This is a genomic window from Brevibacillus laterosporus (genome assembly GCA_007833815.1).
Lineage (GTDB): Bacteria > Bacillota > Bacilli > Brevibacillales > Brevibacillaceae > Brevibacillus_B > Brevibacillus_B laterosporus_D.
Window position 1 is genome coordinate 2,236,817 of sequence record CP033464.1, and the last position, 23,652, is coordinate 2,260,468.

Consider the following 23,652-nt stretch of genomic DNA (forward strand, 5'->3'; position numbering starts at 1 on the left):
TCACCTTTTTCTCGTTTATGATCTGGAGCCAATTTTGCGGTTGGCATACCGGAAGTCAAGAGTGGCCAGTGCCGCTACCATTCCGCCTAATAGCCAGAAGAAGGTAGACATAAACGGCACTTCAAAGATGTTTTCCACCAAGTTGTGGAAGAACACGGCCAGAAAACCGCAGAATAATCCCAAGCCTGTATAGAAATACGGCGAGTTTTTCCAACGTAAGGTAGCCTGAGCCGCGTATTTAACAATGGCAAGCATCATGGTAACCATTAGAGTTAAACCAATAATCCCCGTTTCAGCCAAGGTTTTAAACATGTAGCTGTCGGTATAGATGGTTCCAAAATAACGGGAAGCTACCGCACCGCCCCAGTGACCAGGACCAGCACCAAACAGTGGTTCCAGTCGCATGCGATGGTAAGCATTTGTCCAACGCGCTACACGACCGCTCTGGCTACTTTTTTCCCAATAGTCCTCAGTAAATAGGGTTGTAATACGGTTTTGCACCTTACCGATGACAGGAGTTGTCTCCGGTACAGCCAACAAAACAACGCCGCCAATAATAGCTACGGCTACAATGGATAAGAAAACTTTGCGGTTCACAAAAATAGAGCCAATAACCAATACGGCTAGTAGGGCGAACCAAGCCCCACGTGAGCCTGTCGCAATTAGACAAACTAGCATAATCAGGGATGTCAGCCCCCAAAGAAGCTTTTGCTTTTTGGTTATTCCTTGCAAAAATAGACTGATTGCAATTGGAATGGTAAAGATCATGTAGCTACCCAAAACGTTCGGGCTTGTTACAATGGAGAATGCACGTCTCTTCATTGATTCGTTTTCGCCTGTCCACGAGCTGTTTACTTCCACTCCAAGCACGACCTGCATCACGCCAATAAAGGCTACGAATAGACCGACTAAGGTGAAGGCTTTCAAGAAACTCTGCATTTGTTCTTTCGACTCAATTAAATAGAAGCCGATTAACAGCGCAACCATATATTGGAAGATGGCTCGAAAACCTTCCACGCTGGCATCAAAATTAGTCATGTCCATAAACATAAGTCCCAGGCCAAAAACCAAAAAGGCAAGGAACGCATGCTTAATGCCAGGCATGGAGCGATTGCCTTTTGCATACGCAGCAAAGGTAAACAGAAGGAGGACAGTAAGAACGATTTTATCCCATAGAGATCCAATAATTCCAATCGGGATAAATTTACGCAGTGCGTAATCAATGATAGGATAGGTGAGTAATAAGTAAATCCAGTTGGTAGGATTCATTACCAACTTTTTTAGATTCGTTTTCAAGCGAAGTCCCCCTACACATTTGTTCGACCCTACCATTATAATGAATCATAAGATAGGGTAGCAAGGAAAAGAAATCTAGCGTTGTTAACTAACAGACCAAGTAGCGCGCAAGAATTAGGAGATTACGAGCTGTGAATTTACTAAAAACCGCATCCATGATAGTAGTACTTACATTAATAGGACGTCTGCTAGGCTTTATTCGCACACTCTATGTTTCACATTTGTACGGGACAGGGATGCAGGCGGATGCCTACTTTCTCGCATTAACGATTCCCATGACCTTGTTCATGATTATTCCCGGGGCGATCAATGCTGTCCTGATTCCTACCATGCGAGGAATACTAGAAGATAATCAGACCCAGAAAGCTTCTGTTCTCTACCATAAAATGTTGGCACTGATAACGTTCAGCTTTTTTGTTCTGACCGTGGCGGGCTATTTTCTCTCTCCACAGATTGCTCTGATGTATGGCGTGAGCGGTGAAAAAGCGGCACTTACCATCCGTCAATTGCAATTGATGTGGCCATCTGTTTTCTTTATTGGTCTCGCAGGTCTATGGGCAAGTGTCTTAAATGCACATCAGCATTTCTTTACATCTACACTAGGTACGGTGGCGAATAGCGTTATTGTTATTCTTGCCATGGTTGCCCTTGTACCAATCGTTGGAGTGGACGGTTTATCAATTGCTACCACTCTCGGTTACGTAGCTGCTCTAGTCGTTATGTGGCCAGCTATGCGCAAATATGGCTATAGTCAACGGTTTAACCTGCAATATCGTCAGGATGCCGAGTTGCGCAGTATGGGCGAACGCGTTGTTCCTATTCTCATTGGTTCCGTTATTTCGCAAACCACCACCTTTCTGGAACGTGGTTTAACTACAGGGCTTGGGGATGGAAAAGTAGCAGCGCTCTCTTATGCCAATCAAATCGCCCAACTTCCAATGGCTATCTTTGTTGGGGCGTTTACGTTACCATTGTTTCCACTCTTAGCCAATTACGTAAAGCGTAAAGAGATGCATTTAATGAAAGCTACGTTAGAAAAGGGCTTGTCTTATTTATTGATTTTGTTGTTTCCAGTTACAATTGGGTTCATTTTGTATGGTGAAAACCTGATAAGCTTGTTGTTCGTTCGAAAATCTGGTGCTTTTAATGAAGAAGCATTATCCTGGACGTTTTTTGGTCTTGTTTTCTATGGCATGGGCCTTTACTTCTTAGCAGCTCGTGATTTGATTACACGAGCATTCTATGCCTTAGAAAATACTCGCACCCCTGTGATTGTGGGAGCAGTTGGTATCGGTGTTTACTTGCTGACTGCCAAAATATTCACCCCATTTTTAGAGCATGGGGGCGTAGCGTTAAGTGCTTCTGTATCTGCAATGGTTCAGTCTATGCTATTGTTTGTGCTGCTATGGCGTTCCATTGGCCAGCTTCTGACCTGGGATTTCTTGTTGACTGCAGCGAAAGTTATAATGGCTTGCGCTGTGATGTCTATTGTCGCCTTGATTATTAGGGTACTGATGGTGGAATCGAGTAAGCTTTTGGAATTGCTCGTAGGAGGTACCGTGTCTACCGCCATCTATTTTACAGCGTTGTTAGTAATGCGCGAACCGCTTGTGAAAGATATTGTTAGCAAGGTAGCAGGACGCTTTCTGAAAAAGTAGGAGGCACCCTCTATCAAATGACGATTAGTCAGGGAAAAGGTTTCTCCATAAAAGAGAAAAGGCATTCACTATACAGTACGTGGTGAGTGCCTTTTCTTTATTTCTTTAGTAGTTATACCTATTTTAATATCTTCACTTGATCCCGATTCAGACCAAAGCGGGACAGAGATTCGGCACGCGTAGAAGCTAACTGCCACTTGTCTCCTGCTTTGTGCAACTCATACTCCCAGCATTGTTCGTCTTGACCGTGATCGCTTATTTGTTTGGTGCTGAGATTTTTCCATTTATCCTGATAGACTTCTCTTACCAGTATTTTCAAATGAGTGTCATCCACCATTTCTAAAGCCCCAAAATCAATTTCTAGATGAAGTAAGTCACCCACAAAGACTTGTTGCAAAACGTTTGGCGTAATTTTAAACTGTTCTACCTCACGATCATAGCTCTTTTTTTCATCGCCATTCGCAGAGAGGTAGGGAACGAGTGGGTCAACGCTTGTTTTAGTCTTAGCGTATTGTAACCATGCTTTGTTGTAAGCTTTAAAGAAAGCGGAGATCTCATCTTCAACACTACCTGCTTCAGAAATTTGGATCGGTAAATCAATGAATGTATCCTGCTCGCCTAATGTACCTGTATTACTTACCTCACCAAGTGGTGTAGTTGCTTTGATAGTAAATTCCAGTGCTTTTTTGGGAGCGTTGGTGATTAAGGCATCGTATCCAGTAAAGCTTTTTTCAAAGGTAACGGGTAGAGCTTGACCGTTATGGAATAGTTTAGCTTTATTTACATTGGTATACACTTTAACGTCACGGACAGGGAAATTCACTATCACTTGTTGAGAACGTCCAAAGCTGACATCAAATTTGATTTCGGTACTTACTGTGCCTAACATGGTAGGTAAGCTACCATTCATAAAATGTTCCCCTGGGAAAAAGGGACCCACTTTGAAAGTATCTTTGTTATCTTGTTCAGATGTCACTTCTTCAGATTTCTTTTGTTTAGGTTGAGCTGATTGGGTCTCGGGAGTAATCTCTACACCTTGCTCTCCTGTTACTAATTTGGTTCCTTTTGGTCCAATCAATTGCATATAGACTGGGCGTACCTGCACCTTATATACGTTGCCTACCTTTTTTAAGACCAGTAGGGAATTTGCCGCCGCCGCATCCTCTAGAGCCTCAGGTATATAGGACGGATTAGCTTGATAGCTGGCAGCTTGTTCGGTAAGCGAATTTACGTATGTTTTCCAGGTTTCAGTATGTTTGGACAAGCTTGCAATAATTCCAGCTGCATTTTTATCGGTCAATGTAGCTTTGACACCAGTTGGTACAGTAGTTACTTGTACAAAGATATCCAATTGATTTTGTTCTACTGCTTGCTGGAACTGCTTGACGACGGTTTCTGGATTTTTATACACAGCCGTGCGTTGTTGGTTAAAAATGAAAAAGCCAATAGCAACTATGATTAAAATGGCTATAGGTACAATTATTTTCCATTTCATGTTAATCCTCCTTCTGAAAAAACCTTCTTCTTTATTCTAGGTGATTATTTTCACACGTCAATGTAGGAAGTGGTTATTTGCCAAATATACACCTTTTAGCAAAAAGATTGGATGAAGGTGCATGAAAGGATTATTTTTTAGTTTGATCATGTTAATCCGGAATGTTTATAAATAAAATCTATGATAACATAGAGCTGAGCACTTTTCGCATAAGCATAAATACCTTCATATAGATATAGCAAATTACTAGTCCCCAGGAGGCATACTGACGATGAAAGAATGCGATAGCTTAGAAGCGGTTGAACAGGATTTACAAACATACCCGCTTTGTCTTGTCTTCATTAAATCTAAGAATTGCGGTGTCTGCGATGCTGTTGAACAGAAGCTGGATATATGGCTATTAAATGAACAGCACCCAAATCCTTTACATGCTATTAAAGCATCTATAGATAAACTTCCTGAACTTTCGGGGAGATTTTTAGCGTTTTCCGGGCCTACCATACTTGTGTTCGTCTATGGCAAAGAGATATACCGCCAAGCAAGGTTCATCCAAATGCAAGAACTGAGTGAGACGCTCCTACAAGCCAAAATTATGGTAGAACAAGCAGAAATGAAAGGTCTTAGTGAAAAATGAAGAGAGGTAAGATCGTGAAATCGGGTAACAAGGAGAAGGGATTGCCTAAAAGAATACGCCTCCATGGACAATATCAGATTAAAAAAATGATTTCGCAAAGCGAGCTGTCTATCGTGTATACAGCACGGCAATTAGGGAGTAAATATACACGTGTCGTTAAAGAGTTTTTTCCAAAGGCACTTGCCTTACGTGATCTTGATAATAAGACGCTTTTCTGCCGGCTTCCTTCTTTGCAGGATAAATATAACGAATTGATGCAGGCATTTACTAGAGAAGCGGAAATGATAAAAGGACTGAATCATCCTAACTTTGTATCATATGTTGACTTCTTTGAGGAGAATGGTACAGCTTATTTAGTAATGAATTACTGCGAAGGGATGACACTGGATCGTTATGTACAGGAAACGGAGCAACTGTATACCGCGGAAGTTATTGAAAAGACATGGCTACCGCTTGTGAATGCCATCGATTACCTACACAAACAAGGTATTATTCATCGCGATATTAAACCTAGTAACATTATAATCAGCTCGTCTGGGAATCCTATCCTGATAGATTTTGGTTCAGCCATCCCTATGAGTCAAGAAGGCCAAGCAAGCAAACAAACAATTGTAACCACAGCGGGTTATTCTCCCTTAGAATTTTATTCAGAGAAGTCAAAGCAAGACGCACGCTCTGATTTGTATAGTCTTGCCGCGACGCTTTTCTTCTATATTAATAGGAATTCTCCTACGGATGTTACTCAACGTTTATTTGAACATCCAACAGATGGAATACATATGCCTTCTTCTATCGTTACTCCTATGCTGGCACGAGTCATTCGCTGGGGATTAGCAGTCCAAGCTGACAAGAGGTGTCCCACGTTAAACTGGTTCAAGCGTGCCTTGTATGCAGAGGCGCTTATTTGGAAAAGTAGAGAGAGGTTGATTCCTGCATCAAAGCAAAAAACAACCGCAACTACTTCATCATCTGGCAAACCATCTTAACGGTGAGATTATATGGGGGTAGGAACGTCCGAATACAGCTGAGAATTCACTTTAACGGCTTTATATCGCAATTCAATCTCTGTAATTCCATCCTCAAACGTAATGTACAATTTGTCATTATAGGTGAGGATTTCTTTTTTGTTGGTACGAAGTAGAGTGGTGCCGCGTACCAATGTGCAGTTGGAAGTGTTTTTTACCAATAATGTCCCATTTTTGCTTGCCTCGAACACAATGGATTCTGCTTCTGGCAACGGCTCATTTACGTTTAGACTTCTAAACAGCTCCTTAAGCGTAATCTTGCGTTGAGGGAAGGAGGAGAGTGGCCAGTAGGTAACTGGAATATCATTTCCACTAGCAGTTTGTAAAAAGTACCCTTCCAATTTTCCAGATAGCATGGGTTTAGGTCGAACGATCAGATAAATGACTCCTCCAATGAGAGCGACAGCCAACAAAATGCCACCGATTAGCAGGTATTTGTCCCACACAGATGTAATGGTAAGGGATAATTCCGACGTAACTAGCTCACCATCCGGATCAGTAGCTGTTATTATCAGAGTGGTTGTTCCTGTTGCAAGTGGGGCAATATGCAAAGTTTGGTCTTGAATGGATGTGCTTGTTACTGTTGCATCAGGAGCATTTATGATCTGGTAAGTGAGGATATCCTGATTAGCATCAGTAAAATATTTGCGCAGATCAATCCCTGCTTCTCCTGATTCTTTAGAGAGGGAGATTGTGCGCTGTGCAGTCGCTTGCGGTGCCACATTGCCTACATGTAGCTTTTCTACAGAGGTTTCCCGATAAAAGTCTGGACCTTCCATTCTGATTTTCCACGTATAATCCCCAGATTGTTTGAAGACATGCTCCAGCTTCCATTCATCCCCAACCAAATTCATCAAGCTTCGCTGTTCTTGTTTTGTAGCTGTATGGAAGGTAATAAATTCAGCCTTTAAGGTTTGATTAACATCTTGATCGGTAAATTTCTTGCTTTGAGAATCAATGAGGTGGGCAACAATGCTAGTGGCTTGTCCTTTTTGTGTTTGATTGGACAGCACTGGGGCCTGTATATCCAGATTGTAGGTACCTAATAAATTAATTTTTACTAAGTTACCAGGTGTACCTCGGAATTTAAGGTTTACGTTCCCTTTCGGTGGTTGCCCGACTTTTAAGAGGGAGTATTTATTTGATTCAGTAAATTGGATACTTTTTGCTTGGGAAAATAATTGAGCTTCTTTAACGGGGTGCTCTGATAACAAAATGATATTTGCTTCATTCATGCTTCCATTAGGAATGGAAAGCGTCACATCTTGTAAAGCTCCAGTTGCAGTAACGGCAGCAACAGAAATCAGTGTAGATTGAATTTGTTTAGCAAAAATTTTGTTGAAAATTTCAGGTAAATCCTCGGCGCTATCTGTAATGAATGAAGTGCCACCTGTCTCGGTTGCAATCCGCTTTAACTCCGCTTGATTAACTGACCCGTCTTGATTTAGACCAATTGTATAAATGGGGAAGCCTTTTGCCTTGGCTTGATTAATTGCTTTGTCAACGTCTTTGTTTGAATCCGCTACGCTCCTCCCTTTGGACATAGGTCCGAAATCGGTACCTCCATCTGACAGCAGAAGTAGGAAAGGACGATTTCCACTCTCAACAGGTTTGGCTATTAACTCAGTACCTGTCAACAGACCAAGTCCGAGGTCTGTATAACCTGAGCGTGGCAAAGTGGAAAGGGCTTTTTTTATCTCATTTTTTTTGTCTTTCATTGAGATTGGTGTTAATGGCTTAGTTTTGACAATTTTGTGATTATAAGCTACAAATCCTACCCTAGTTCGGTCTGCATTGCTCATATCCATAAATAGATTGACTACTTCTGCGGCTATGCCTTCTTTGTCCGTTTCTTTCATGGAATAACTGGTATCCAATACAAATATCGCATCAATACCCCGATTAGGGTCAGCCTTGGCCAACGCTCGGGGAGCTTCTAGTATGCAAGAAAAGGTGATCCCTAAAAGCAGAGCGCATATGGCAAGATACATAGTGGAATTACGCATGGATTTCCTCATCTTGACTTTTAACACATCCTTTGCAAGATATGATCTCAAAATATAAATCGGTCATTATGTCCTAAAAATGAATAGAAAAAATGGAAAACAGGAAAATAGAACCAAAAAAAGGCGAAAACAACTGATTTTTGCAACGAAAAATAGGCGTGTAAGGTAATAAGTACCAATCTAAGTTTTTTGAAAACGGAAAATAAAGGCATAAAGTCCTGATTTTTTAAAATGATTGACAGTGACGAAAAAAGTTGATTAATATAAATTGCGAAAGGTTTTAGGGTAATTATGGCAGGAAAATAGATTAATCTGGTAAAAGAAAAAGATTAATCCAGTATTGTTTGGGACCGATTACCCCTGAATAATTATGACTTTTTATGCACGTGCAATTATTCACATGTAGGTCTACTTATTGTTAATACCTCAGCGAAACATAGAAAGGAGCAGATTATGGACATTATTTATCAAACCAACCGAACGATGCTTTTTGAGGAAATAAATCCAGAGAAGCTGGATCTTATTACCATTGTAGGTGATGTCAAAGGTATAGATAGTCTGAGTGATGAGAAAATCAAAGAAATCAATCAGCATCTGCTTATTAAAAACTTCGACGAATTTTTGGACAAATTCGAACCTACTGTTTATTCGTTTTACAATGCAGCTAATCAAAAAGTGATGTACACACTGAAAAAGCCAGAATCAATCGCAGATGATTGCATCACGGAGATAAAGGTTAACCAGCATAATGATTTTCTGAAAATGTTATTTACCTTGATTGATACGAAGCGCAGTCAGGGTATTACCAACGTAGACTTTAAGTTTGAAAATTTACTAGATATGATCTCTCCGAAAAAAGTCATGGATGATATTAGACAAGTTCGCAAAGAGATTCATTACATGTACACCGAGTACGATAAATTGGATGATGGCGATCCAAAGAAACTTGATATGGGCGATAAGCTCAATAGCATGTTTGAAGAGGCAAGCCAGAACTACAACAATGTCATGGCAATGCTTCCACTAGCGATTGAGGATATTAAAACAAGACTTTTATTAGGTGGTTCTTCTGAGGAGAACAAATCCGAGGCGATACAAATCGGGATGCTTACTATCGGGGAGAGCGGTGAATTAAAGATCATCGAAGCCCCTAAAAGCGATAGCAATGAACTCATGCTATTAGACGATAGTAGTGGCACTGGTTTGGTAACGGTTTTTGAAGATGATTATGAATCTATTACGGAGACACCTTCTTCTTACGTAAAAGACTTAGTAGTGCGCACTTTCTGCCCATTGCCAGCTATTCAGACGGAAGTCGACATTGAGACTGAAGTCCAAAACTATAATACATATCTGGAATTTTACAAAAACGCGAAAGACGACTTTGTAAAAACAGTAAAACCTCTCGTGGAGAAAATTCTTGGCGTGAAAATGTTTTTTGATCAATATGCCACCAAGAACAAGGGCATGGTTCCTACTCTTCTAGTCACCAATACAAAGCTAGATATGTTGGTAAAGAGTAGCAATATTCCACGTCTAGAAACCTATCTAAACACCGTTAACTCCAAAAATGATTTTACAGATACAATCTGGTTCGGTATTGTACCGTCCGTTGAATTAGAGACCGCAGGCAGAGTAAAAGTAAGCCGCGAGCGTTTCAAAGGCAACGAAAAGGTTGTAAAGCAGGACGGAAATACATTGGAATCACTCTCGATGCTTCTAAATGTGGTGAAAGAATACAAGGTACAAGTCTTCTTCAGCTTTGAAACAGGGGAAGAGACCACCTTTAACAGCATGGCCACAGCGGGCATCGATAAATATATCGATAAGTGCAACCCACTTGTTCGCAAGGATTACAGTGAATTCGCAGTACCTTGCGTACCTAACTTTACAGTCATCCCGAAAGATAAGTCTGGGGTAGTAATCGACAGCCGTATGCTGCAAACCGATTCAGGTGCACAGCTCTCGAAAGAAAAAGAAGACATCTTAAAGCTATGGATTGAAGGAGTCTATATTGGTTCTTCTTATGTAGCAGCAGGTGTGGTGGCTTCCTATCAGTGCCCTGATTACATGCGCGAACTATTTAAAAACATCAACAAAGAGTACCCAGGCGTGCGCTTCGATATTGAAGCCGGAGATAACAGCTTACGCGCTGTCACCACAATGGCTAAAGAAATCTCTGGATTTACCAACAACATTAAGGATTCGATCAACCGTAAAAACTTCGGCTTTGTCTTCTCATCAGAGAATGCACAGCTTCAAGAAAAGGATATTAAACGCATTACGGTTTACAAAGCGAGAAGCCTTGCTTTGGCCGATGATGGATTTGATCCTATTTATAAAACTCTCGTTAGTACTTACATCGAACGTATTCTGCGTTTCCAGACTGGAGATTTCAAACACGAAAATATCGTGAAATTCTTCAGTAACAACCCGAGTAGCCAAAAGAGCAAGTGGATTAGTGGGCGCGGGTATATCAATTCCATCGTTCAGGATGGAGACGATATTAGCTACATCATCGACGATAAGAGCAATTTGTGCCACATCGATCTGGTCTTTAACGGAAACGTGAAGAACCTTGAAGTGATGATTACCAAGGGCACAACTCCTGTGAAAGCGTGATGTCTTTTCTAAAACGTATGGTAGAGGTTGTCTTACAAAAGATTGCCTCTATACATAAATCTCGCCCCCCTAAATCGGGCGTGAGAGCCATTTTTTTCAATCCTAAGGAGGTTTTATTTATGGGTTTCAGACTAAAAGTAGAAGGTGCAGAAACAATTGAACTAGGAATGGATAACATCCAAACCGTTGTGTATGACACTGACACTCCAGATGACTCAAATGCTAGATCAACAGATGTAGGAGCTACACTACGCCTTACTGGTAAAATCATTACTTCTACCGATGGTGATAGCGCTGATGACACGATGAAGCTAGCTCTGTGGTCCTTAGTTCCTGCTGAAAAAGCGGACTGCTACAGAAAAGTAACACTAGAAGTAATCGCGGCTGATCAAGTAGTTCGCAAAATCCACATGCCAAATGCATTCGTGGTAGATTACACAGAGCGTTTTGGCGATACAGAAGGTGTTGGTGAGTTCGTTCTATTCATCAAACAGAAAAAAGACAAAACCGAATTTACCAAAATTGAAGGCGGCTATGCCGTTTAATAGATAGTCTTGTAGCGATCTGAGGAAGGATAAAATTTTAAGAGGTTCAAAGCCTCTTAAAATTTTATTTCATCCGTGAGAGGGAGAGAGAATGAAAAGTTACTATGACATACTTGGTGTTTCCAAACATGCCTCCGAAGCGGAGTTGAAAAAGGCGTATCGGCAATTAGCAAAAAAATACCATCCCGATGTGAATGCAGGGAGTAGTGAAGCAGAACAGCGCTTCAAGGAAGTTCATGAAGCTTACACAGTGTTAAAAACCGAAGAGTCACGGGCAGCGTACGATGCGAAGCTGGATCAGCGAACACAAAAGAAAGCTACATCCACCCAAGGAACAGGCCAGAAATCGACGGAACGCAAGACAACACAAGGATATCAGGGATTTGATCCGCGAGATATGGAACGGAATTTCTCCCAATTCTTTGGATTTGATCCAAAAGATAAAAAAGGGAATCTTCATAAAAACGGATCATCGTCTAAGAATCCTATGGATACCTCAGCGATCTTTCAGAGTTATTTTGGACCGCGAAAAAAATAAGGTGGAAGGGCTTGCTCCTCTCTTTGTTGGTGATTTGATGTCAGTGGACATACATCTTTCAAGGTATGGGGCCTTTTTTCTTTACAAGTAGTGATCGGAATGGAAAGGAAAACACCAGTTTACGGGGGTAGAGGATGTGCAAGCAAAAGCGAAAAAGAACCATTCCATCTGGGTCATAATCATTGATGTACTTATATTTGTCATTGCAATTAATATCTTGTATTTCACGTTTGGCATTCAATCAGATCCAATTATGAAATGGTTGGTTAGTTTTCTAGTACTTATTTCTATTATTTTTTATGCTACGCAAAAAAATAAGAAGCTGCTGCCTAAGCAACAACACAAGCAGCCGGAAGGTATTACAAAGTTAGTTTTATTGGATGAAGAAGGCGAAAGAGTAAAAGAGTGGTACATACAGGGGGAAACCTCTTTGGTGATCGGAAAGAACTCCCGCAACGGCGAGGTTGATATAGATCTATCAGATACGGAATATGCATCGCTTATCAGTACTCATCATGCAGTGCTTAACCATGTTGGAGGGAACTGGTTCATTGAGGACAATGATTCTCATAATGGAATTGGAATTAAAAAGGCGAACAACACTCGGACGAGCAAGGTAGAGGTCGAAACAAGGCAACAAATTCATACAAATGATCTCATTTACATAGCAAATACACGAATATTAGTGAAATAAAAGTCGCTACTAATCACATGGGGGATGACCAGAAATGAGTTTAACGAGATGTACGAATGGCCATATGTTTAGCACAAGAAAACACGGTAATACATGCCCCTATTGCAACATTGTCGTAGACCAAGCACCACGGGGAGACAACAAAAGTCAAGTACGCCAACCCGACGAAGAAAAGACCATGCCTTACTTGGGAGAGACAACGGGTATTGAACCTGTGACAGGTTGGTTAGTCTGTATCGAAGGACCACAGCAGGGACAAGATTATCGGATCATGGCAGAGAAGAATTTCATTGGACGAGCAGAGGAGATGCATATTCGCATCATTGGAGATAACGCGATATCTAGGCGCAATCATGCAGTGATTGTCTATGATCCGAAAAAACGTAACTTTTACCTGTTGCCAGGAGATGCGTCCGGACTTGCTTACCATAACAATGAGGCTGTCTATTCACCAGTAGAGTTAACAGCATATGACGTCATTCAGCTTGGTCAAAGTAAATTTATCTTTATCCCGTTGTGCGGCGTCCATTTTGAATGGGAAAACAATTGAGGGTAGGTTGATGAACATGCTGGGAGAACAGGAATACATGCCATATCTGCTTGTGCTAGCAGCCTTTGTGTCTATGCTACTTCTCTTTATGATACGCCAGCGTCTGATGGCTCCTATTGAAGAGCCGGGCATTCAGATCGGAAACGGTCAAACGATTGGTAATCGAGATGAACAGGACGACTACTTCTCGACGGCGACGACTCCGATTGGCACTCTGGCTGTTTTGGCGGATGGGATCAGTGGGCTTTCACATGGACGGATGTCTAGCACTCTGGCTGTTACGCTATTCATGCGGGAATTTTTGAATCTGGATCATGTACAAAATGTTACCTCTTTTTTCACAAAAGCAGCTCGTAAAAGCAATGCTGAAATTGTGCAACAAATCGGTGGATCAAATGGTGGTACGACGTTAGTAGCGGCCGTTGTGGCGGAAGATAAACTTTATTGGGGCGCTGTGGGGGATAGTAGCATCATGGTGTTTCGTAACGGGGAGTTTATCAAAATGAACCAAAAGCACATCTTGGAATCTGTGCTAGAGGAGCGTTATCTGTCAGGGGAAATCACTAGGGAACAAGCCACCAATAACCCGATGCGCAAGCGACTGATTAATTATTTAGGCTATGAGCAGTTTCAAAATATGGAGATTTGCAACGAACCGTTTCTGTTGAAAAAAAGAGACAAGGTTATTTTATTAAGCGACGGCGTATACAACACGCTCTCCGAAGTGGAGATGGAGCAGATTTTAATGAATACCACATCTCCATTTGACGCAGCAGAAGAGATGGTGGCAGAAATTGAACGCAAACAATTACACAATCAAGATAACGCTACGGTCATTATTTTAGAACAAGGCTGGTAATACGGAGCGACTGGTCATGCCTTTGGTAGCGAAGGAGAAGCGGGGGTACGGATGAGGAAGGAGAACAGCAATTTTCAGACCAGTTTCGTTTCCGAAGCAGGCACTTTTATGGAAAATCGAGATTATTTTGCTTTTGTAGAACTAGATGATGTAGCTTGTTGGGTGATTGCCGACGGGATTGATACGGACAAAGAAGTGAAAAGTGCGGAGATGGCGGTGCAAAGCATCTTGCAAAGCTTTATGGATAAGCCCACCATGTCCCGCCGAAAGTTAAAAAAATACATAAACAATGCCCATAACTGGCTAAAAGAGGAGAGCAGAAGAGTCCGGTTAAAAGCCAGCATTTTGATCGTTGTCACCGATTATAGCAAGATCATATGGGCGGTGGCAGGCAATGCGAGACTGTACCATTTTCGGCATGGTCGCTTGCAAACAAGAAGCAACGATCAGACCCTAGCTCAGCAGATGGCTGATGAGGAGCAAATTTCTTTTGAAGCAATAGATAGACACGAAGAACGCCACAATCTCCTATCTTATTTAGGCAAGCCAGACTATTTTGAGCCGTATGTATCCAAAAAGGTTTTACTATCTGATGGAGATGTGATGATGCTGTGTACGCCAGGAGCTTGGGAAGAGGTAAGTGGCTCTGATATGGTAGAAGGCCTAGAAGAAGCAAAAGGCCCAGCAGAGATGGCTGACCTACTGGAAGAATTGTTATTAAGTAAACAAAGACAAGTAATAAATAATTATACGATAGCGTCTATTTATGCTAATAAAGTTTTTAAAGAAGATCCCAAAAAGCGTTGGAAAAAGATTAAAACAGCCTTATTTATAGGCATTCCTGTCATTCTGCTTGTAGGTGGACTGTTGTATATGAAAGCGCGTGCAGCCGAACGGTTTGCAGAGAACATTGCTAGTATCTATGAACATGAGAAAAACGCGGACACCTATGTTTCAGAAAAGGATTATGATAAAGCACTTTTAGAATATAGTGAAGCTCGTAATGCAGCTAAAAGGATAGAAGACAAGATATATAAACAATTGTTGAGCAAAAAGTTGAAAATTACCGAGTTGATTGTGAATGGAGATAAGTTTGTAAAAGATGGAAAGATGAAACAAGCGCTGGAGAACTATAAAAAAGCGTTGGAAGAAGCGAAGAATCAGAAGGAGTTTGATAAGACAGAGCTGCAAGAAAAAGTAGATAACGTAGAGAAAATAGCTCAGGTTCAGCTTTTGATCAAAGAAGGTGACCTACGAGCTAGCAGTGAGGATTATACAGGTGCCATGGAGATGTACCAACAGGCGAAGTTGGCAGCAATTAGTGCCTCCTACACTGAGGGACAAAAAGAAATTAAAACGAAAATAGATGAAACGCAGCTCAAACGATTAGGTGTAGAAAAAGGCACTCAACAATTAGAAGGCGAGAAGATGGAGAAGGACGGAGATCGTCTGCTAGCAGAGGAGGATTTGGAAGGTGCTTTGGATGCTTACTTGCAGGCGCAGTCGATTTATCAGGAAGCAGGGATGATGGAAAAGGTGCTAGGCATGGAGCGTAAGATTACCAAGGTGGATGAGCTGTTACATCCGTTACCGGTTCCTGCTGCAAATGGAGGGGATCAGCAACCAGCTGGAGGACAGGTTCCAGTCCCAGGACAAGCACCAGTACCGGCGTCAGGGCAAACACCAGTACCAGATGCGAAACAAGTGTCAGGGTCAGGCTCCACACCAGCAAAGGGACAATCGTCGGGACAAGTATCCACTACGCCAACACCAACGATACCTGCACCAGTAACACAACAGCCGGAACCAGAATCAACTCCACAGCAAGTAGTCCCTAAAACAACTGAGTCATTGCCACCACCAGTGACACAACCGCTTGATGCACAAAAGCAAGAACCTGCACCAGTTGTGCCAACACCATAGATGGTTTCGGTGATGAGACAGTGGGAACGTTTTAAGGGAAGTATGCTCATGAACGAAGCACAACCAGTATTTTCAAAAACCACCAACCCACCACCAGCAATTACTGGCGGAAAGGAGGCTACACATCGACATGAAAGATATTATTCTTGACCGCTTAAACAAACTGGAGGATTTAGACCAACGCCGTATGCTAAAGCAACTCATGACTGGTGTGTTTGTGAATCTCGTTGAATATCAGGAAGAGATGAACAGCAAATTGGAGAAACGGGTGTTTGGCGAGCTGGAAGATCAACAAGAGAAGCATGATGTGTACGTCACCATTTGTTCCAAAGATGACTGGGATCCAATCCATGATTATTTATACCCAATGCTACCTGAAGATACACTGAACAAAACATGTGATATGAACAGTCTGGTTACCCAATTGAACAAGAAGGAAGAAGCAAGACTGTTTACGCTTTTTTTGCAATGCGATTATCCTACGATTAAACAGCTGTTAAACAATAATCGTGTCTTCACAGGAAAGCTAACTACGGCTACTAACACGAAGCTAATTAACGTCCGACTAGAGCAAAACCGTACCTACATGAAAGAGATCGAACAGCTTTATACGGTGTTTCAAAAAAATAGTGTTCCTTGGAAAACGGTAAACAATCCATATGCTTACAAGTTTTTCGATGTTATTTTAACAGGCTGTGACGAGCAGCTGGACGAATCCGAAGAAATTCTGGAGATTACAGTCGATCTGGAGGAATGGGAGAGCTGTAAGCGGTTGGACAAGATTCCTTTGTGGAACATTCAGCGTCTTCAGCTTAAAAACAGCGGATTTCCGACCCCGGCTATGGATCGGGTTAATTTTGAGCATGTTTTGTCGTTGCGCAAGACGGGCACTGATCACGGATATTTGGTGGATGGGGAAGAAGAGAATATTCGCTACATCAAACGGACTCATGACGAGTTGACTATTGTTTCACCGCAAGAAAAGGCAGGGATATGGGACGTACTTAAGATCATGCAACCAGTAGAGTCTAAAATAGGCAAGCTGGAATATCCACTCGTCTCTAATAAGCGCATTGATAGCTTTCTCGCACGTTATGCCCGTAAACAGGCAATGATTGTGCGGGCAAAAGGAGAAATCATTCGAATTGTTCACTCATTTGAAACGGCAGATATGCTGGAGCTGGTACAGGTGGAGATTTTAGAGGCTCAAAGGACACAAGGGCATACCTATGAGATGAATCCTTTTATTAGCGACAATGTTAGGGTGGAACGGGACAAAAAAATCATGCGCTTGTGCTTTCGGAATCGCGCCCACCTAGGTGATACATCCTTTATTCTGCATGACCTAATGAGTTTTCTAGTTTCAGAAGTACAGATGAGCTTTCCTGAATACAAGTGCGAAGGAGAATGGGCTTGAATTACATTTGGGATCTGTTGATTAAGGCAGAGCGGTCCGGTATGGAGAAAAAAGATGTCCAGTTTGCTCCGGCCAAAGTCTCTTCGCCCTACATGGAGCTTAGTCTGGTAAATCTGAATGCAATTGAGATCGATCAAACCATTGAAATCAATCCCTACTATCGGTTTTACGAAATTTTTAGGGATCTATTTGACCCCAATATTGAGACAGATGTAGAACTTCGAAATAGCTTGTTTGATATTCTCATTCATTTCTTAGCAGAGATCGATCTGATGCAAGGCATGAACAAGCGGGAGTACTACATCCGTTTTTTGCAAAAGGATTTGGAAGCAGGCGTGTTTGGGGTCAGTGTGAAAGACAACATCCACCTGTTCAATAAAGAGGAGCGGGAGATGATTGCAAGTAATCTCTTGCGTTTGTATGAAACAGGTGAAGCTGTTTACTTGTTAAAAGACACAACCAAAAAGGTATTTACTCGCTCCACGATATATGCCAACTGTGAGGAAAAGGATGAGCTGCTGTTTTATATCGGTCAACCAGAAACACCGATCGCTCGGGCCAAGATTGAGTTGATTAAGGATTTGTTTTTACCGGTTCGTTTTTCCACGGAACTGTACTGGAGTTATCATTTTGGCATTATGGAAGTGGAAGAAACGATGCAAGTGGACTACATCGCTCTTTACTGACCGACAAGCAAGGAGGATAGAACACAATGAACGGATACTCGTATAGATTGCATACGGACAAAGGGCGAGATAGCAGTCGTTTACTGATCAGATACTCGCGAGAAGAGCTGGAGGATATGACCACCTTCCAATTGCGTAACATCTGTTATAAAGAGCGATTGGTTGAAGGGGTTGCCAATACGCTGGATCGGGAGGCTTTAATTCACACGATTTTAAAGTTCCGTGGAGCAGTGGATAGCCTGTTAATTCGAAGCTTTCACAAAGGTGGATTCCATCGAGTAGAGGAAGCGATACATACCTATTTAAAAACTCCCATGTCTGATCAGGTTAGTATCAAAGTTCCAGCAAAAGTGTCTTTGTACCGTGGACTAAAAGTAGACAAATCGGATCAATATCAGGTCGAAGCGAACGGTCTGATGGAATCCAATGTGCTGCTGATTAATGACAGCATGGAGCTATGTGGGATTTTGCATGTGAAAAAATGTGAGTCACATACAGGGCTTTATTATCTAGCTATGGATCGCAACGCCGAGCTACGGCGAACGGCGAATCAAAACTACAGTTTGTTGTTTTTCAGAAAGCAGGATTCAGAATACCTATACAGAGCCTACTATCAGGACGGCCCATTGTTACCTGCCAACCTGCACTATTGCAAGGTTCCAGTGACAGACCTGGAAATTTGCGAGTTAGAAGAGACGGGAGCTGTTCTCGCTATCGATTTTGGGACATCTAACACAACCGCGGGAGCCTATCTGGATAGCGGATATATTTCCACACCTCCAAGCCATGACTTATTAAATGGACGAATACGCCTGAATGAGATTAATTATGTGAGGTTCCCTGATGATACGGAGCAGACGACCGATTGGGTGGCAGTTGTTCCGACAATCGTTAGTGTAGCAGACTGTCGGGAGCCAGAGAATATCCAGTATCATTTCGGCTATGAAGCCATTTCTCATCGCAAAAAAAATGGATACAGTAGCCAATCCTCTCAATTCCATGGTCTAAAAAGATGGGTAAATGCTTACACGAAGACAGAAGAAATTATAGATATGGAAGGCAACACGGCTTATGTCAAGCGAAGTGACATCCTACGCGGTTTCCTCACCTATATTGTGGAAATGGCAGAGCATCAATTTAAATGCCGCTTTACACACTTACATATCTCAAGCCCAGTCAAATTAAAAACGCAATTTATTGAAATGTTTAGCGAGATTTTACCTCAGTACCAGATTGAATCCACAGATGCGCTGGATGAGGGCATGGCAGTACTCTACAATACCATAGCGGATCAGATCGAGAAAAATCGTTTTCTGGATGGCGAGGAATATAAGGCGTTAGTGATCGATTGCGGAGGTGGTACGACAGATTTGTCTTCCTGCCAGTTCTCGATTTTAGATGGACATATATCCTACAAGATTGATATACATACGACCTATGAGAATGGCGATACCAACTTTGGTGGCAATAACATCACATACCGTATCTTGCAATTCATGAAAATTGTCTTTGCTAATTACTATACGAAAAGGCGAACGGATACAGATATTGATGAACTCATTACGATCCCAGCGACCGATCTTTTTCGCTATGTGGATGATTACGGTGTGGGGGCTGTCTACGAAAACTTTGAAGCGAGTTATCGTGGGGCAGATCGTATCATTCCGACACAGTTTAAGCTGTATGAAAACCGTTCACAGGAAGAATATCAACGCGTGCGCAACAACTTTTACTTTCTATGGGAACTCGCTGAGAACATGAAAAAAGAATTCTTCCGTAAGACAGGTATCTTGCGAAATCGATTTCAGTCTGTGTCTAACGAGGATTCAGACAATGATCTGAAAATCACTAAAATGGATCGTTGGTTCTTGTCTGTACTTCATCAAGAGGTTTTCAAAGAGGAGTATGAATTTCCTAATGTGGTCTTTACCATCAGGGAAATCAGTCAGTTGATCCGCGCAGACATCTATGAGATTGTGCGTAAATTTTTAGATGAATATTACCAAGATGGCCGCTTACAGGATTTTTCAATCATTAAACTAACGGGCCAATCCTGCCGTATTGATGTGTTCCGTGAGGCGTTAAAAGAATTTGTGCCGGGGCGCAGTATTGAATTTAAACAAAAAATGGAAGAAAGAGGAAAGGTATCTGATCTTAAACTGGCATGTCTGCGTGGCTCTCTTCGCTATCTGAGTGCCAAAAAATCTGGATTCATCGAGCCCAGCATAACGAATCATGCGCCAATCATTCCATATTCTGTGAGCGCATTTACACATAACCAACACGAAAAAACGTTAATCAACAGCTTAGAACGAGCCAATCAGGTACAAGGCTTCATTTCACGCCCGATCGCAGTCAGAGAGATTCAGTTCTATTTAAAGGATGCGAACGGAAATCCGCGCCATCATTACGTGTTTATCAATCAGCCTGAGAGCTATACACAGATGGTGTACGAGCAGATCGCAAGCATCTATCCAGGTAAAATCCCGCAGGACGATACAGATTCTATTATTAATGGGGAAGTTAAATTCTTTGTTTTTACAGATGAAAAGAGCTGGGGTTTTTACGTAGTGCCTGTTGCTAGACAAAACGAGCAGCTTTATCTAGGCAAGAAACAGTTCTTTGCGTTTGAAAACGATCTGTCTGAGTTGGATTTCTTTGATGGGTTGAAGTAAGTGGAGGAAGGAACAGACAGGACAGGGATGAAGCGCTGTCCTCGTCAGCTAGCTTGAAGGAAGCAACCAAGGCATGCACAAAGGAGGGCGCCACTTGTTTACCCATCTGTATCCCAATTTTAACAAAGGTCGCATATTAAAAACTGACATGCTTGCCAATCTTCGAGATTACCCACGTGATTTTCTCGATATTCAATACAAAGATTATTCAGATGGGATCATCTCAGGATCAGACGTACGTATTGGCGCGCAAAGTATCTCGATTACACCGGGAATCGTTAAGCATTCTGGTCGCTTGTATTTGTTAAAGGAAGAGCATGAGCTTATGTACCAAGCCAACAATCGAGAAACCTTGGTTAAAATCAGGTTCCATGAACAGCTGACAGAAAACGACTTCACGATTAACAGGTCTGAAATCGTGCTGGACGAACAGGTGGAGCTTGGTCATAACGAACTAGAATTAGGTCGTTTTAAGCTAAAAGAAGGGGCCAAGCTACGCTCCGAATACCAAAGCTTTGTTGATTTGGCTACGGAATACAACACGTTTATTACGATTTATGTTCCCTATGCAAGTGAGACACACAGTACGCTCGCTCCGGCCATCATGCGGTATTTTGCTAGGGAGCTGGTGAATGGAACGAATCTGACAGCGTTTGATATCAGTTTCGCTCTGCTATGTCTTAACGAAGGGACGGTCAATCGGGAGGTCATCCTTACCTATCTTGCTAACCGATTGGGCACGGGCTTCAAGGAGTACAGCAATGGGCAGATTCATAAATATTTGGGGCGCATTTTAGATGAGGTAAGAGGTGGGGGCAAGGCAAGAGCTGATATGCGTCAGGGTGGTTTGCATCGAATGATTGTGGACTGACGACTGAGAGGTAAGCAGGTAGGAAGGCACATGAAGTCATGCGTGGATAAAGAAAGGATGGGGACTGTTATGGAGCATATGGACGAAAAGATTATTGCGATGTTACAGGAGCAGGATGAGAAAAAGGACGAACAGGGACCGGAAGCACAAGCGGAAAAAACACAGGAACCTGATCATAAGTGGGCGTACGATCTGCAAAAATCGTTGATCAAGATTGACGGTGAGATGATTTCATTTTCAGAGCGTAGTTTGTTAGATGAAAAAATAAGGATTCCGATGCCTAAATCATTTACCCCAATGACGTCTGAAATGGCGGCATTAAAATACCCTTCAGAACGTAGACCTACCCTGATTTTTACCAATAGTAGCGCTTCTATTAATTTAGCGATTAATCACACCCAAAATCGACTCACTGATGCCGAGATGGAAGAGTTTACAGCCGTCATGGTGCAGCTGTTGCGTAAGACCCAGAAGCTTCTTCAGTGGCACGGAGATGGTGTGAAAGAGATTAACGGAAAACCGATTGGCTACTGCGAATTTTTGACTCCAGCATATAACGTTAATCTATATAATTTTATGTTTTTTACTGAGTTAGATGGTAAGGCATTGCTGTGTACGTTCAACTGTACAGAGGATGAGATGGAAGACTGGCGACTAGTCGCGCGAGGCATGATGGAATCGTTAGTCATTCACAACGATCAAAAAGGAGGAGAGGAAGAGTGAGTTCAACAGTAATCGCGTATCACAATCTCCAGATTTCCCCTTATCAAATAGTCAACCTACAAGAGTTAGTCATGACCAAAACTATCAATGAACACGCCAAAGTAACCTTTACCGGTATTGTGCCAGAGGAACTAAAAGATAGCTACGTGGAGATGACGCAAGCAGAGACGCCACTTACGATCAGTCAGATCGACGAAAAAGGCGGAAGTACGCCTATATTTAACGGACTCGTACTCCATATTGAAATTAAGGCCGTACGGGGCATTTATTACATGCAGGTCGAAGCGGTCTCGCATTCTTACAAACTGGATATAAAGCGTAAAAAACGTTCCTTTCAAAATAAAAATATGACCTACTCCGCGCTGTTAAAACAAATTGCGGCCGACTATCCTGGACTCGATGTGATGGACAGCGTCTCCAAAGGCGGTAAGCTCGGGGAATTTACCATGCAGTATGACGAGACAGATTGGCAGTTCTTAAAGCGAATGGCCTCCCGATTTAACGCGGGTGTGGTGCCAGCTTCTATTTTTGATAAGCCTAAATTTTATTTCGGAATGCCAGAGGGTGGCTCGAAGGGCAAGCTGGAGGATTTCCACTATAGCGTAAAAAAACGCATGTCTGCTTTCCGACATTCATCGGAGAATCATATCCCTGGCATTCAGGAGAATGACTTTATCTACTACGAAGTGGAATCAGACAGAGTGTTAGAGGTAGGGCACGGCGTACAATTTTTAGGCAAAACTTTGTTTGTGGCCGAAGCATATACGGAAATGAAGCAGGGGTTATTGAAGCATGTCTACACGCTTTGCACCAAAAAAGGAATGAGTCAAAACAAGCTTTTTAACCCGAAAATCGTCGGAGCATCCGTGCAAGGAAAGGTCATTGAGGTCGCCAAGGACACGGTGAAGGTTCACCTCTCTATCGACAAAAGCCAGAGCAAGAGCGAAGCGCATTGGTTTCCCTATTCTTCCGTTTATACCGCAGAAGGAAACAGCGGTTGGTATTGCATGCCAGAGCTTAATGACCATGTGCGCGTCTATTTTCCCGGCAATAAAGAAGGAGACGGGATCGCTAGTAGTTCCGTTCGTCAGGATTCAGGAGAGGCGGAACATAATAAGCTGGGCAACCCCGATGTTAAATTTTTTCGGACACCTACTGGTAAGGAACTCATGATGAGCCCTAGCGAGATTGTGATTACTGCCAAAGATGGCGAGATTTTTATCAGACTTAATGAGCAAGATGGCATTCAGATCATGAGTAAGAAAAAAATCAAAATCATTTCGCAGGAAGACATCATGATGGACTCCGAGAAAAAGGTGATCATCAGCGCTAAGGAAGAGATCAACATGACCTGCAAGGAAAGTAATATCAAGATGGATGGTAACACCACGATCATGGGGAATGAGACCAAGACAAACTAGACGGACAAACTTCT

The 23,652-nt window shown here is 42.2% G+C and carries 18 protein-coding genes and 1 pseudogene; 16 read left to right on the plus strand and 3 right to left on the minus strand.

Annotation, left to right across the window (positions count from 1 at the left end; all coding sequences use genetic code 11):
- Window positions 1–15: 15 nt before the first annotated feature.
- Entirely contained in the window at window positions 16–1,269 is a 1,254-nt protein-coding gene (locus EEL30_11935) for a ligase (protein ID QDX95750.1), read from the minus strand.
- A 158-nt stretch (window positions 1,270–1,427) separates the two neighbouring features.
- Between EEL30_11935 and murJ the strand changes: the two genes are divergently transcribed.
- Window positions 1,428–2,954 carry a murein biosynthesis integral membrane protein MurJ gene (murJ, locus tag EEL30_11940; GenBank protein ID QDX92955.1) on the plus strand — a complete coding sequence of 509 codons (1,527 nt, stop codon included), beginning with the start codon at window positions 1,428–1,430 and terminating at the stop codon, window positions 2,952–2,954.
- A gap of 118 nt (window positions 2,955–3,072) precedes the next feature.
- On the opposite strand, the gene EEL30_11945 is transcribed toward murJ, so the two are convergent.
- Window positions 3,073–4,449 carry a hypothetical protein gene (locus EEL30_11945; GenBank protein QDX92956.1) on the minus strand — a complete coding sequence of 459 codons (1,377 nt, stop codon included), beginning with the start codon at window positions 4,447–4,449 and terminating at the stop codon, window positions 3,073–3,075.
- A gap of 271 nt (window positions 4,450–4,720) precedes the next feature.
- Between EEL30_11945 and EEL30_11950 the strand changes: the two genes are divergently transcribed.
- Window positions 4,721–5,083 (plus strand): thioredoxin, encoded by a 363-nt coding sequence (locus EEL30_11950; GenBank protein QDX92957.1) that lies wholly within the window; start codon window positions 4,721–4,723, stop codon window positions 5,081–5,083.
- The gene (locus tag EEL30_11955) at window positions 5,080–6,069 is read left to right on the plus strand and encodes a serine/threonine protein kinase (protein QDX92958.1); all 990 of its coding nucleotides are present in this window, start codon (window positions 5,080–5,082) and stop codon (window positions 6,067–6,069) included. Before EEL30_11950 ends, EEL30_11955 begins: the two co-directional genes overlap by 4 nt.
- Window positions 6,070–6,077: 8 nt before the next feature.
- Here the strand turns inward: EEL30_11955 and EEL30_11960 are convergent, their stop codons facing one another.
- Window positions 6,078–8,114: a VWA domain-containing protein gene (locus EEL30_11960; protein QDX92959.1), complete on the minus strand. Its 2,037-nt coding sequence runs from the start codon at window positions 8,112–8,114 to the stop codon at window positions 6,078–6,080.
- A gap of 453 nt (window positions 8,115–8,567) precedes the next feature.
- On the opposite strand from EEL30_11960, the gene EEL30_11965 reads away from it, so the two are divergent.
- The 13 genes and pseudogenes from EEL30_11965 (at window position 8,568) to EEL30_12025 (ending at window position 23,638) form a co-directional block, all read left to right on the plus strand.
- Window positions 8,568–10,736, plus strand: coding sequence for a transcriptional regulator (locus tag EEL30_11965; GenBank protein ID QDX92960.1), 2,169 nt, complete (start codon window positions 8,568–8,570; stop codon window positions 10,734–10,736).
- A 119-nt stretch (window positions 10,737–10,855) separates the two neighbouring features.
- Window positions 10,856–11,281, plus strand: coding sequence for a membrane-associated protease 1 (locus EEL30_11970; GenBank protein QDX92961.1), 426 nt, complete (start codon window positions 10,856–10,858; stop codon window positions 11,279–11,281).
- A gap of 91 nt (window positions 11,282–11,372) precedes the next feature.
- A complete protein-coding gene (locus EEL30_11975; protein QDX92962.1) occupies window positions 11,373–11,819 on the plus strand; it encodes a J domain-containing protein in 447 nt (148 codons plus the stop codon).
- Window positions 11,820–11,955: 136 nt separating this feature from the next.
- Complete coding sequence (locus EEL30_11980) at window positions 11,956–12,513, plus strand: FHA domain-containing protein (protein ID QDX92963.1); 558 nt, start codon at window positions 11,956–11,958, stop codon at window positions 12,511–12,513.
- Window positions 12,514–12,547: 34 nt separating this feature from the next.
- Window positions 12,548–13,063 (plus strand): FHA domain-containing protein, encoded by a 516-nt coding sequence (locus tag EEL30_11985; GenBank protein QDX92964.1) that lies wholly within the window; start codon window positions 12,548–12,550, stop codon window positions 13,061–13,063.
- A gap of 10 nt (window positions 13,064–13,073) precedes the next feature.
- Window positions 13,074–13,922 carry a serine/threonine-protein phosphatase gene (locus tag EEL30_11990; protein ID QDX92965.1) on the plus strand — a complete coding sequence of 283 codons (849 nt, stop codon included), beginning with the start codon at window positions 13,074–13,076 and terminating at the stop codon, window positions 13,920–13,922.
- A gap of 51 nt (window positions 13,923–13,973) precedes the next feature.
- Window positions 13,974–15,794 (plus strand): annotated as a pseudogene (locus EEL30_11995) (serine/threonine protein phosphatase).
- Between the two features lie 181 nt (window positions 15,795–15,975).
- A complete protein-coding gene (locus EEL30_12000) occupies window positions 15,976–17,262 on the plus strand; it encodes a normocyte-binding protein (protein ID QDX92966.1) in 1,287 nt (428 codons plus the stop codon).
- Window positions 17,253–17,948, plus strand: a complete 696-nt coding sequence (locus EEL30_12005) for an iron-dependent peroxidase (GenBank protein ID QDX92967.1) — start codon at window positions 17,253–17,255, stop codon at window positions 17,946–17,948. Before EEL30_12000 ends, EEL30_12005 begins: the two co-directional genes overlap by 10 nt.
- A gap of 26 nt (window positions 17,949–17,974) precedes the next feature.
- On the plus strand, window positions 17,975–20,623 hold the full coding sequence (locus EEL30_12010; GenBank protein ID QDX92968.1) for a molecular chaperone: 2,649 nt from the start codon (window positions 17,975–17,977) through the stop codon (window positions 20,621–20,623).
- A 94-nt stretch (window positions 20,624–20,717) separates the two neighbouring features.
- Entirely contained in the window at window positions 20,718–21,494 is a 777-nt protein-coding gene (locus tag EEL30_12015) for a DNA and RNA helicase (GenBank protein ID QDX92969.1), read from the plus strand.
- A 69-nt stretch (window positions 21,495–21,563) separates the two neighbouring features.
- Window positions 21,564–22,217: a hypothetical protein gene (locus EEL30_12020; protein ID QDX92970.1), complete on the plus strand. Its 654-nt coding sequence runs from the start codon at window positions 21,564–21,566 to the stop codon at window positions 22,215–22,217.
- Window positions 22,214–23,638: a hypothetical protein gene (locus EEL30_12025; GenBank protein QDX92971.1), complete on the plus strand. Its 1,425-nt coding sequence runs from the start codon at window positions 22,214–22,216 to the stop codon at window positions 23,636–23,638. Before EEL30_12020 ends, EEL30_12025 begins: the two co-directional genes overlap by 4 nt.
- The last annotated feature ends 14 nt before the right edge of the window (window positions 23,639–23,652 follow it).